The sequence below is a fragment of the Mesorhizobium sp. LMG17149 genome (genome assembly GCF_024518695.1).
Lineage (GTDB): Bacteria > Pseudomonadota > Alphaproteobacteria > Rhizobiales > Rhizobiaceae > Mesorhizobium.
The window spans coordinates 24,047-35,968 of sequence record NZ_JANIFL010000013.1 but is presented as its reverse complement, the minus strand read 5'-3'; the positions used below and the strand labels follow the sequence as shown (position 1 = coordinate 35,968).

General features: G+C 59.0%; 9 protein-coding genes and 1 pseudogene. 7 read left to right on the top strand and 3 right to left on the bottom strand.

Going from position 1 to position 11,922, the window contains the following annotated elements; all coding sequences use genetic code 11:
• Positions 1 to 50: 50 nt before the first annotated feature.
• Entirely contained in the window at positions 51 to 1,283 is a 1,233-nt protein-coding gene (locus tag NP945_RS26620; RefSeq protein WP_127318061.1) for an MFS transporter, read from the bottom strand.
• Between the two features lie 1,487 nt (positions 1,284 to 2,770).
• Here NP945_RS26620 and NP945_RS26615 point away from each other — a divergent pair.
• From NP945_RS26615 to NP945_RS26590, 6 genes and pseudogenes are all read left to right on the top strand, one after another.
• On the top strand, positions 2,771 to 3,949 hold the full coding sequence (locus NP945_RS26615) for a cytochrome P450 (RefSeq protein ID WP_164762757.1): 1,179 nt from the start codon (positions 2,771 to 2,773) through the stop codon (positions 3,947 to 3,949).
• A 29-nt stretch (positions 3,950 to 3,978) separates the two neighbouring features.
• Positions 3,979 to 4,101 (top strand): annotated as a pseudogene (locus NP945_RS26610) (ferredoxin); the annotation flags it as partial.
• Between the two features lie 138 nt (positions 4,102 to 4,239).
• On the top strand, positions 4,240 to 4,827 hold the full coding sequence (locus NP945_RS26605; RefSeq protein ID WP_245463580.1) for a nuclear transport factor 2 family protein: 588 nt from the start codon (positions 4,240 to 4,242) through the stop codon (positions 4,825 to 4,827).
• A gap of 148 nt (positions 4,828 to 4,975) precedes the next feature.
• Positions 4,976 to 6,577 (top strand): SDR family oxidoreductase, encoded by a 1,602-nt coding sequence (locus tag NP945_RS26600; RefSeq protein WP_256748001.1) that lies wholly within the window; start codon positions 4,976 to 4,978, stop codon positions 6,575 to 6,577.
• Positions 6,578 to 6,714: 137 nt separating this feature from the next.
• A complete protein-coding gene (locus NP945_RS26595) occupies positions 6,715 to 7,767 on the top strand; it encodes an LLM class flavin-dependent oxidoreductase (protein WP_256748000.1) in 1,053 nt (350 codons plus the stop codon).
• On the top strand, positions 7,754 to 8,380 hold the full coding sequence (locus NP945_RS26590; protein ID WP_024505250.1) for a nitrogen fixation protein NifQ: 627 nt from the start codon (positions 7,754 to 7,756) through the stop codon (positions 8,378 to 8,380). Before NP945_RS26595 ends, NP945_RS26590 begins: the two co-directional genes overlap by 14 nt.
• Here NP945_RS26590 and rpoN read toward each other — a convergent pair.
• Both rpoN and NP945_RS26580 read right to left on the bottom strand, forming a co-directional pair.
• Complete coding sequence (rpoN, locus tag NP945_RS26585; protein ID WP_256747999.1) at positions 8,377 to 9,810, bottom strand: RNA polymerase factor sigma-54; 1,434 nt, start codon at positions 9,808 to 9,810, stop codon at positions 8,377 to 8,379. The two genes, NP945_RS26590 and rpoN, sit on opposite strands and share 4 nt — an antisense overlap.
• A gap of 68 nt (positions 9,811 to 9,878) precedes the next feature.
• Positions 9,879 to 10,412, bottom strand: a complete 534-nt coding sequence (locus NP945_RS26580) for a peroxiredoxin (RefSeq protein WP_024505252.1) — start codon at positions 10,410 to 10,412, stop codon at positions 9,879 to 9,881.
• Between the two features lie 1,115 nt (positions 10,413 to 11,527).
• Here NP945_RS26580 and NP945_RS32035 point away from each other — a divergent pair.
• Positions 11,528 to 11,857 (top strand): hypothetical protein, encoded by a 330-nt coding sequence (locus NP945_RS32035; protein ID WP_372337992.1) that lies wholly within the window; start codon positions 11,528 to 11,530, stop codon positions 11,855 to 11,857.
• The last annotated feature ends 65 nt before the right edge of the window (positions 11,858 to 11,922 follow it).

The window sequence follows — 11,922 nt, the reverse complement described above, 5'->3', positions numbered from 1 at the left end:
AGAGGTGACAATAGCGTGAACGCCGCCGACCGTCACTCCCCACCAGGCGGTCAGGTTTTGCGGTTCGGGCCGAGCAAAAATACTGTCAAGACAGCGAGGAACGTGGCAACCGCGCTGTAGACAAAGACACTGGCAATACCCGTGTGATCCACCAATAGGCCACCGAAAGTTGTGCCGGCTGCGATGGCCACTTGGAAGGTTATGACCATCAGTACACCAGCGCTCTCGGCCTGTTTCGGAGCGGCGCGTAGCACCATCCATGTCTGCAATCCGACCGGGACCGCGCCAAAAGCAAAGCCCCATACGGCAACTGCAATTGCCGAGGTCAAGGCCGATGCTCCCATGGTCAGGAGCGAGACAGCGGCTACGGCAATGAGCAGGGGCGGCAGGGCCGCGACCGCCTTGAGACTGTGTTTGGTGAGGAATGCGCCGGCTAAATTGCCGAAGACGCCGGCCGTGCCAAAAGCAAGGAACACGAGCGGGATTGACTTCTTTTCGAGCGCAGGAACGCTCTCGAGAAAGGCGCGGATGTAGGCGAAGCTGGCAAAATGGCCGGAAGCGACCAATAGCACGACTAGCACCGCAACCTTCATCGCCGGATTCTTCGCGACATCCAGCGGACTGCGGAATCTGCGCACTTCGATCGGAGGCAGTGGCGGAATGGTTACGAGTTGCACGAGCAGCGCAACGGCACTCACGATTGCGGCGACCTTGAACGAGGCTCGCCATCCCCAAATGTCACCGACATAAGCGCCGATTGGAGCCGCGCAGACGGAGGCGACAGAAACGCCGGTGAGGATGATCGACATGGCGCGCGGCATGAGGTGACTTGGAACCAGCCGCATCGCCAACGCTGCCGAAATTGACCAAAAACCACCAAGCGATATGCCAAGGACGACGCGTGCCGCCAGCAAAACCGGCAGCGACCCCGCAACCTCTGCCAGAACGTTCGACAGGATCAGCAGGAGCGTCATCGCCCAGATGACGACCCTGCGGTCCAGACGCTTTGTCACCATGGCGATTATCGGTGCCGAGATCGCCGCGACGATTGCGGTCGCTGTTAGCGCCTGTCCAGCCGTGCCCGTGGTGATACGGAGATCATGCGCGAGCGGTGTCAGAACGCTGGCGGGCAGAAACTCTGCCGTCACAAGCCCGAAGGTGCCGAAGGAAAGCGAAATGATGGCACCCCATGCAGGGCCAGAACGTTGATATGGACTTTCTGGGTCAAGCCGATCTCGGTCGAACAAAGCCGCGTCCACTAAATCTGTCGCCGATTCGGTCATGAATGAGTTCTCCGGCTAGGAGCTGTTGCAGCAGGGGTGGCTACATCGCCGGGGATCAAAGCCGCGAGACCTTCCGGCGGCGGCCAGTCGGCATCAGTCGAGGCCTCGGCGCCCGACGCATCCGAGGCCTCATCGGAGGGCCGACGGACCCAACCGTCGACAATGCGGGAGAGTTCTCGGCGCGGTCGCATCGATCGCATTCGTGAAGTGCGGTCTGTTCACTGCGAACCAAGCAAGCCGAACGCGGTGTCCTCGATCGAGGCCTTGATGGGGGGATGATCGACGATCTCTATATTGCTTTGAAGCAGGAAGTTCCGTCGCCATATGTGGTTATCCTGGCAGCCAGAATTGAGCGGTTGTCGCAAGCACCAAGGCGGTCGCAATGAGTGCAACGAGGCGGAAGTCTGATGGATGGCTGCGGTTCGATGGCCGCGCGATCGACAAAATTGAGGTGATGAGTTATCCCTTTTGAAGCCGTTGCTCCCAATTCTGGGATAAGGTAATTGCAGGCGGTCCCAGCAACGTCGGGCGGCCTTTTTGGTGGTCGAATTCATGGGACGACACTCTCGGTCCGTGACGCATCTGCGAATGACTGCGCAAGTTCCGTGCCATCAACGACAAATCTGGCTCTGCTGAGCGGGTGGTGGAGGCACGAGCGTGGGCTATCCCAAGAGCTTGCCGCAAGGTTGTTCGAAGTTGAGGTGCCGGATAGACCGCAAATATGTCGGGCGGCCTGGGGTTGGCCAACACGAAGATGCGCAAGTTCAAAAGGACGAGCTGAACCCTTGCCGATATCCGTCCGAGGCTGATCTGGAGAAGGTCAAGAACTGCGTCTTGAAGGCTTCCGCCGCACCGGCAAATGCGAAGCCAAGGTGCTGGGCAAGATGGACAGGGCCATCCAACCCGTCGACTGGACGCTCATTAATGGCGTCGGTGTGGCTCTGTAGCTGGCGAGAAAAACGCCCTGCTGAAAGACAAAAGCTCGTGTGGCCGGCTCTGAAGGACGGCCAATGAGGCAGGCGAGGAGAGGCTATAGTCCATTCGTGTAGGCTGATCTTGTCCCACGGAGGCGGCTAACCACCCCGCCAGACATCATCGAGGGGAGCGCCACTAGGCTCACCCCAAGTGTTGGTCGTTTCCACCTGGTGACCTCGGCCAAGTCACCAAGCCGCTTAGCGCAAGCTTTCGAACTGGATGCTCCCCGGGCACATGATCGGCTAGCGATCCCACCAGTTGAGTTGCTCCAAGTCGGTGTCTAGCTTTCTACATTCTGTGTCCGACGCTGGACAAGAATGTTGCAATCCCGACCAGTAAGTCAGCACAGGCGCCACCTGTTGCCCAGCAAAACGGCAAGGATTATCGAAAGACGAATTCGGCACGGAGCTTGCACCAACGATTGCATGCAAATGCCGACAGCATCTCATGAACGGTCTCTCGATTCTGGCGCGGTTAAATCGCGGCCGGTTCCAGATCATGTCCCGCCCGAAATGGTGAGGGACTTCAACCTGTTTGCGTCGCCCGGCATGTTGCCGACGGCTAACGGGGATCCGCATGCAGCGGTTGCTTGCGTTCATGCCGGGCCTCCGATCTTTTATTCAACCAGCAACACGCGCGACGGTCGGGGTACCTGGGTCATCACTCGCGCGAGCGACCAGCGCCGGGTGCTGCAGGACACCGAAACGTTTTCCAGCCATCGCAGCATCTTCGCCTCTGTGCTCGGCGAGAGCTGGCCGATGATCCCGCTTGAGCTCGATCCGCCATTCCACGGTGTTTTTCGCTCACTGCTCAATCCGCTGCTTTCGCCAAAGCGGGTAATGGCATTGGAGCCGGCTGTCCGGGAACGAGCGATCAAGCTGATCGACAGGATCGCCGCATCAGGCACGAGCTGCGACATCATGAAGGATTTTGCAGTTCCGTTCGCGGTCAATATCTTCCTTCGCTTTATTGGGCTTTCGGACGACGGACTAGAAACATTTGTCGGCTGGGCTAGAGATCTGCTCCACGGCGATAAGGAGCAACGACCACCCGCAGCCCGGGCGATCGTGGCCTTCATCGACGAACTTGCCACCGAGCGCCGCAAGGAGCCGGTCGATGATTTCATGACCTTCATCGTGAAGGCAAAGGTCGAGGGTCGTCTGCTCAGTGACGAAGAAGTCCGTGGCATCGGCGTGCTTGTGTTCGTCGCGGGACTCGACACGGTCTCAGCAGCCATATGCTTCGACTTGGCCCATCTCGCGCGCAACCCCAAAGATCAGGAATTGCTACGAAGCGAACCTGACCGGATTGCCGTCGCTGCGGAAGAATTGCTGCGCGCCTATTCGACCATTCAGATGATCCGAGTGGCAACGAAGGATGTCGACTTCAAAGGCGCGCCGATCCGCAAGGGAGATTATGTTTCCTGTGCCACGATGATTGCCAATCGTGACCCGGCGGAATTCGAATGCCCGAATGAGATCGATCTGGCGCGCGAGGACAACCGGCACGCTGCCTTTGGCTATGGTCCCCATCGTTGTCTTGGCTCACACCTTGCCCGGCGGGAGATTGTCATTGGCCTGGAGGAGTGGCTGGCGCGCATCCCAGCCTTTCGGATCAAGACAGGGACTGAACCTATCACCTTCGGCGGCCATGTGTTCGGGATCGAGAATCTGATCCTGGACTGGTCCTGAAGTTTCAGCCCACGACATTGGAGTTCGCTATGCGTGTCGTCGTACATAAAGCCAGATGCCAGGGTCATGCGCGCTGCTGGGCGCGGGCGCCGAGAGTCTTCAAGCTTGATGACGCCGGCTACATCTTGCCCGGTGATATTGATGTTGCCGATGGGGAGCAACTGCTTGCCTCAAAAGGGGTACGAGCCTGCCCCGAACAAGCTCTGGAAGTTGACGAGCCCCCCGCTAACTCAGTTGTAGAGAGAGACACACGCAAAGTGCAGACTGGCATCGGGAAGGACAAAACAATCATACAATTCGCGACAGACCCTGTCGACCACGCGAAAATTACCGAACTGCGTGACCGAGAGGCGATCCGCAACTGCCTGTATCGGTACTGCCGCGGGATAGACCGCGCCGATGAGGCGGCGCTGCGTAGCGCATACTGGCCCGAAGCGTATGACAGGCACGGTCCCTATTGCGGACCGGCAGAGGACTTCATCCAATTTGCTCTCGGTCTGCCGGGGCACCGTAACATCCATCAAATCACGAACAGCCTGATCGACTTCATCAGTTCAGCAGAGGCCGCGGTCGAGAGCTATTTCACCGCGCTGCAACGCGGACCGGATACAGACCAAGAAATACGTCAGACGCTGCTTTGCGGCCGTTACTGCGATCTGTTTCAGAAGAGGCAGGACGAGTGGCGAATTGCGGAACGGACAGTCGTCTACGATTGGGTTGAGGAGCAAATCCCGCCAGCGATTCTTGAGGCAGATAGGTTCGGCCAGCGACAGCCGATTGGAGCACCACATCCAGACGATCCCATCTACCAGTTGCTCAAGGGTCACATCCCCACCGACCAAGATGGCGTCGAGGGTCCCCAACTGGGAGCTGCATAAGTGGGTAGAAATGGAGGATGAGCGCCCTACGGGAACGACATCTGTGTGGGGCCGCAACTGGCGGTCACTGCAACGATTTGGCTCGGCCCTTCATTCCGCCCAAGGTTGATGGGCTGAGATCACAAGCGGTCATCGTGGAGAAGCTCTCGTGAAACTGGCAGCACGCACCGTAATCATCACAGGCGCTGCGGGCGGGATCGGCCGTGCCCTGGTCGATATCCTTGCCGCGGACGGAGACACTGTAGTTGCGGTGGACCTTCCGGGCAGTGGTGTGGTTGAACTGGCTCGGGATCTCGGGTCGCCGCACGTCGGTCTGGAGTGCGATGTGTCGCGAGAGAAGGACATGCTCTCACTTTTCGGCCAGGTCGAAGCACGGTTCGCGCAAATCGATGTCCTCATCAACAATGCGGCGGTTGGACCCACGATGGATAGGATCATCGACACCGCTGTCGATACCTTCCGAAGCGGCGTGACAGTGAACCTTATTGGGCCATTCGTTATGGCCCGGGAAGCGGCGCGGCGCATGAAGCCGGGCGGTGCGATCGTCAATGTGGCTTCGATGGCGGGCGTGGTCGGCAATCCCAGGCGCAACGCCTACGCAGCCTCGAAAGCTGGCGTGATCTCGTTGACAAAGTCCCTTGCATGCGAGTGGGCTATGCGAGGAATCCGCGTCACGGCGGTGGCGCCGGGCTCCGTCCGCACCCCAATGGTCACAGAACTGGCACGCGCTGGCAAAATGGACCTCGCGGCGATACGCCGCCGCGTGCCGATGGGGCGCTTGGCTCGCCCCGACGAGATCGCCAGGGTCGTGCGTTTTCTGAGCAGCACGCAGGCGCGCTACATCACCGGCTCGGTGCTGGCAGTCGACGGAGGCTGGATGTCATTCAACCAGCCGGGGGATGCTCACCCGCCGGTGGATGGTGCGCTCCAAGCCGAGCTCTCCTGTCCGGCCGAATGCACAGATGCGCGAATCGTGCTCGTCACCGGTGGCGCAAAAAGCATTGGCGCGGCCGTCGCTCGCCGCTTTGCCGCGAACGGCGACACCGTCGTGATTGCTGATAAAGATGGCACTGCAGCGGCAGAGCTGGCTACATCGCTCCCCGGCAAGCATCTGGCGAAATCGCTGGACGTGGCCGTCGAGAGCGATGTGGTGTCGATGTTCGAAGAACTGAGGGGACGCTTCGGGTATATCGATATTCTGGTCAATAGTGCTGATACCGCCGACAGGATTGTGCCTGCGATCGAGCAACTGTCGAAACAGCTCGAACACGTCCTGGATGTCAACCTTACCGGCGCCTTCACCTGCGCGCGCGAAGCGATCAAGGCTATGCGCCCGGGCGGCGTGATCCTCAATCTCGGGTCGATCGACAGCTTTCTGCCGTTCGCGCCGCGCCATGCCTACGGCGCCTCCAAGGCGGGGATGGATATGCTGACCCGTTGCATGGCGGCCGAACTCGGGCCGGTCGGAATTCGGACAGCCACCGTCGCTCCTGGCCACATCCGCACGCCCGCACTTGCTCAGTTGGCCAAAGCCGGCCGCATCGACCTGGCAGCAATCGGACGACGCATCCCCATGGGCAGGATGGGACGGCCAGAAGACGTCGCAGATGCATCGTTCTTCCTTGCTTCGTCTGACGCCTCATACATCAACGGCTCGATCCTCTACGTGGACGGCGGCTGGACCTCGTTCGGTGATGCGGGAAACGCCAGCGAGCTCTATGACGAATGTTTTGCGGAGGCCGCAGGTTAATTGCCAGGCCTTCGCAGGGCGACCGGCCGAGCATTATGAGCCTCGGCTCCACGACGCACCTGAGGTGCTTGAGATCCAAGCATGCGCATGCCGAGCACATTCCCGGTCGGCTGACGTGTCTATAACGAGGAGAAATCATGGAATTTGCCACTTTCATTCTGGCCGCCCAGCGTGGCTATCACCAATCCTCAGAAAGCGTCATCCGCAACTCCATCGAACAGGCCGTCGCTTCGGAGCAGGCTGGGTTCAACACCGCGTGGTTTGCTGAGCACCACTTCAACAATTACAGCCTCATACCATCCCCGCTGATGATGGTGGCGCACTGCGCCGGCTTGACAAGCACGATTCGCCTGGGCACTGCCGTCTGCGTGCTGCCGCTTTACCAACCGCAGCGCCTGCTGTCCGAGATCGGCTTCGCCGACATCGTTGCAAACGGCCGTCTCGAGCTGGGCGTAGGCTTGGGATACCAGCAGTTCGAGTTCGAACGGTTCGGCGTGGACATCGATGAGGCGCCGGTCGTCTTTTCGGAATACCTGGACATCATTCTCAAGGGCCTCAACCAAAACGTCTTCGAACACGACGGCCAGTATGAGAAGATCCCCCCAACAGCGATTTCGGTCCGCACAGTCCAGCAGCCGACGCCGCCTATCTGGATCGCTGGCGGAGCCGCACGGATGGCTCGGGCCTACCGCGAGGGGCACAATTTTTTTGTCACAGCCTTCCACGACGGCTTAGAGACTTTGACCACACTGCGTGAATCAGTCGAGAGGGCGGCGGCATCCGAGGAAAAGAACGTCACCGACGTCAAGATATCGCTGCTGCGCTGCTGCTATGCCAGCCACGACGAGTTGGAGATCAACAGCTATCTCGACAATGCCCGCTTCCAGCGCCGGCTTTCTGAAGCCCTGCATCAGCGCCGCCAACAGAGCCACGATGGCTACCTGCTGCAGGAGACACCGACCCAGCAGGATCTGTCCTTCGAGACCATGCGCAAAAATTTGCCGATTGGCAGCGTAAATCGCGTGATTGATCGCCTGCTGGAAGAGATCGATATCTTGAAACCGGACCAGATCGCAGTTCAGACTCAATTGGGCGACTTCGACCAAAAGACGATGCTGCGCCAGATCGAGCTCTGGGGCGACAAGATCATCCCTGCGGTCAACAAGGCGCTTTGTCATGCCGGAAGCTGAAGCCGGCCGTTACGATGATGGCTGCCTATCCAGCGCGCAATGGCGTGGGTCCGAGCTAGGGAGGAGCTTCGATCAGCATGTGCTGCCCTGCGTACATTCACGTTCGCTTGAGGAGGTCCAGGCGGGCGAGGTGTTGGCGACGGAGGGGACAGGCCTTTCGTCTGTCGAATTGCGTGATGTCTTGGCCGCAACTTTCCCGTCTACCTCCAGCAGCGTATTCGCTTTGGAGGAGTTGAGCGAGCCCGAGCCGGAACTGGAAGAGGAACTGCTACGCCGGCTGCTGCTAGCGCATGCTGCGCCGGCCGACCCGGCGAGCGCCCGCTTGGCCAAGATCATCGCCCGGCGTGCGATGCGCATGGACCATCTTTGGCGGGATCTTGGCCTCTCAAATCGCGCTGAGCTCAGCCGCCTGCTTGCCAGACATTTTCCCGCGCTGGCGGCAGGCAACACAGAAAACATGAAATGGAAAAAGTACTTTTACCGCAAGCTGTGTGAGGCCGAAGGCTTTTCGTCATGCACAGCACCCAGTTGCGGGGAATGCCATGACTTCGAAAGCTGCTTCGGCCCGGAGGAAGTTGAGAGTTGCCTCTCGCCGACCACGAATGTCGGTTAGTCACTTCGCTTGATCGCAGCTGCGGACAAACGCTTATCGCGGCGCCGTCGTATGGAGGAAGGGATGTTCATCGCCTCGCGATATTTGGTGACGGTACGGCGAGCGACATCGATGCCGGTCTCCTTGAGTTGAGCAACGATGTCTTCGTCGGAATGTACCTTGTCGAGCGATTCTTCGGCTATGATTGCCTTGATCCGATGGCGGACAGCTTTGGCGGAGTGCGCATCGCCGCCCTCGCAGGATGCGATTGGCGCAGCGAAAAAATACTTCAGCTCGAACACCCCGCGCGGAGTTAACATGTACCTGTTCGAAGCCACCCGGCTTACCGTCGACTGGTGCATGCCGATCTCGTCAGCGACATTTTTGAGACAGAGAGGCCGCAGATGGGCGGCGCCGTGTGTAAAAAAGGCATCCTGCTGGCGCACGATTTCGGTCGCAACCTTAAGGATCGTCTTAGCGCGCTGCTTGAGACTGCTGATCAGCGAGTTCCCTTTTTCCTGGCAATGGTCGAGAAACGCTTTGCCTTCCGGATTTTGCTTGGTCAGCTGCGAGATTTCGGCGACATAGGTTTGGTTAATCAACACTTTGGGCAGCGTGGCCGGATCAAGCTCCACCCGCCATCCACCTTCGGACGAGGGCATTACCCAGACGTCCGGTACGATGGTTTCCGGCGTCCCGGACTGGAACCGGTCTCCAGGCTTGGGATCGAGCGCGCGGATTTCGTTCCTCATGTCGAGGAGATCCTCCTCGTCGACTCCGCAACGCTGCTTCAATCCCTGAAAATCCCCCCGTGCAAGCATCTCGAGATTGGCGACCAAAGCTGCCATAGCCGGGTCGAACCGGTCTTGCTGGCGCAGCTGAATCTCCAGGCATTCGCTGAGAGTTCGCGCAAAAATGCCCGGCGGATCAAATTGCTGCAAGATTCCGATGACCCGTTCCACATCAGCTTGCCGAACGTTTAACCTCCTGGCCAGATCGAAAAGGTTTACCTGAAGATAGCCAGTGTCCTCCAGATGAGCGGCGAGCTGTCCGGCAATCAGCCGCTCCTGGGGGGTGAACGGGGTGAGGGCGACCTGGCGGGCGACATGGTCGTGCAATGTTTCGGTGTGGGCGGTAAACTCCTCGACGGCAGGTCGATCGTTGCCGCTACTGCGTTGCGACTTCCATTGCCCGCGCCCGCCAGACGGCCCGCCAATGGGCGATTCGCCGATTTCGCTTCTGCTTTGACTGCTCCGCTGATCCACCCCTGGCAGCGGCGAATCGTCGTCAAACGGGTCAGGCTTCAAAACGGGGTTCTTCTCGAGTGCCTGCTGCACGAGCTGATGGAGTTCAGTATGCGTCAATCGCAGCAAGCGAATAGCTTCAATGGCTTGAGGCGATAAGACCATACGTTGCTTCTGGCGTTGAAGCAGGCTTGCTGAGAGATGCATGTTGAACCGTGATCTGCCGAGGAGGCTCTAGTGTGTGCTTGGGTTGTGTGAGACTTTCCACTTCTGGGTCATGCCGCCGCCTTCAATTTGTCGAGAACGTTTTGCGGGGATGAAACGCCATAGGGGTCCGTCTCGCAGTTGTCACAGAAGCCTTCCTCCTCGAACCACTGCTCCACCACGCCATCGTCGATCAGAGCGGCGTATCGCCAGGAGCGCATGCCAAAGCCCAGATTGTCCTTCGCGACCAGCATGCCCATTTTGCGCGTGAACTCGCCCGACCCGTCTGGGATCAGCTCGATCTTCTGCAGCCCCAAGGACTTTCCCCACGCATTCATGACGAAAGCATCGTTGACCGAGACGCAGTAGATCGCGTCAATTCGCAGTTCCAGAAATTGATCATAGAGTTTTTCGAAATCGGGCAGTTGGAAGGTCGAGCAGGTCGGGGTGAAGGCGCCAGGCAGCGAGAACAGGATGATGCGCTTGCCCCCGAAATAATCGTCGGAGGTCTTGTTCTCCCACCGATAAGGATTTGGCCCCCCGATCGACTCATCGCGAACACGCGTGCGAAAGGTCACGAGAGGAACGTTCTTTCTATAGGTCATTGATTTGCTTCCAGGCCAAAGTGGTACGGTGCATTTTTCGGTTAAACTGAAGCGGCATCGACTTCGGTCGACAGTTCCGGCAGCCTCGCGCCTTGGCGTGGTTGCCTCGGACCGGTCTTGTGCAAGACCGCCCCCGAGCAGGCACGTTTAACGGCGACGAGCTTCCGCGGAGACGGGGAATTTTGCTCGCGTGCTTTATCGAGCTTTGAGAGGTAGGCATGGTCTGCAACCGTGATTTTGACTGCGTTCTATCGACCGAGTCGCAAGCGCCATGCCAATTGACCCGATGCCTTGGGTTCACTTCGGTTTTTGCAGCAACTTTCGTGTTGTGCAGTAATGCCGGTCGATATTATTGCTCAAGCAGCACTGGAAATTGGGTGCGACTCCGTTCGGCAAACCCGGCCTTTGTCCGAAGCCGGACACGAATGTCGGAAATAGCCAAACGCCAGGATCTGGGGCGGGTTAAGAAACGTTGCCGTGGGCACCGGCTTCAGCACAATTGCGCCACGCGAGCATGGCTCCCAGCGTCAATGCCGTGCAGCAGCGAGACGAAGTCACTGCAGAATATCAACCTCTGCGAAGTCGTTGAAACCCAGCATGTGCGAGCCGTTCGAGGCGCAGATCAAGGCATGCTCGAGGAAGAGCTCGTGCTCTCGGCAGCAAGTGTTGCGACGTCTGACAAGGATCGTCGCGCTTCAAGGAAAAGAACCTGAATGGTGCACGGCTTGTGAAGGCCGGCGCATGGAAATGGCTGGGCTGATCATCCTCCATGAGGGTTGAATGAAGAGCTGGCCCCTATCTCCCTCAGCTGCAACGGGGGGAGATAGGGCATGTCCGTCTATCGCGCTGGGTAACATTCCTCGGTGATGCAATAAGGGGGAGCAATTTCTCATTTCGGCAGACACGACCCAGCTCTCCTTTCATGCGCTGATTCCCCCAGGGGAAATCGCGACTCCAGGCTTCCTATGCAGCGAATCGCGGTGCTGTCCGATGTCCGACAATGTCGGATGCGGATCGTAGCTGGGCTAGATCCGTCACTTTGCCTCGATGGTTTCCCACTGGCCTTATATCTGCTTCGCCCAAATGCGGCGACATAACCTGTGCGGCATCTGTGAATGGATCGACTTCAATCCAGACCTCGGAGGTCCCGATGCGCGAAGGGAGCTTGCCGATATGACGGCCACCATAGCGAACCACGGTCCGGACGACGAGGGGACTTGGATCGGCGGGCCTGCGGCGCTGGGACACCACCGCCTGGCAATCATCGATATCAGGGCGGCCGCCAGCCGAGGATGCTCCAGGAGGATGGCCGACCTGACTTGGTGCTCGTCTACTCGGGTGAGACTTACAACTACCGCGAGCTGCGTCAACAGCTGGCCGGCCTAGTCCATCGCATGAACACGAGCAGTGACACCGAGGTGGTGCTGCACCGCCCCCGCGAGTAGGGCTCTTCGGCGGGTACACTTTTTTCACGAAATCCGTGAATGTTTCTCGCGACATCATCCCGCAA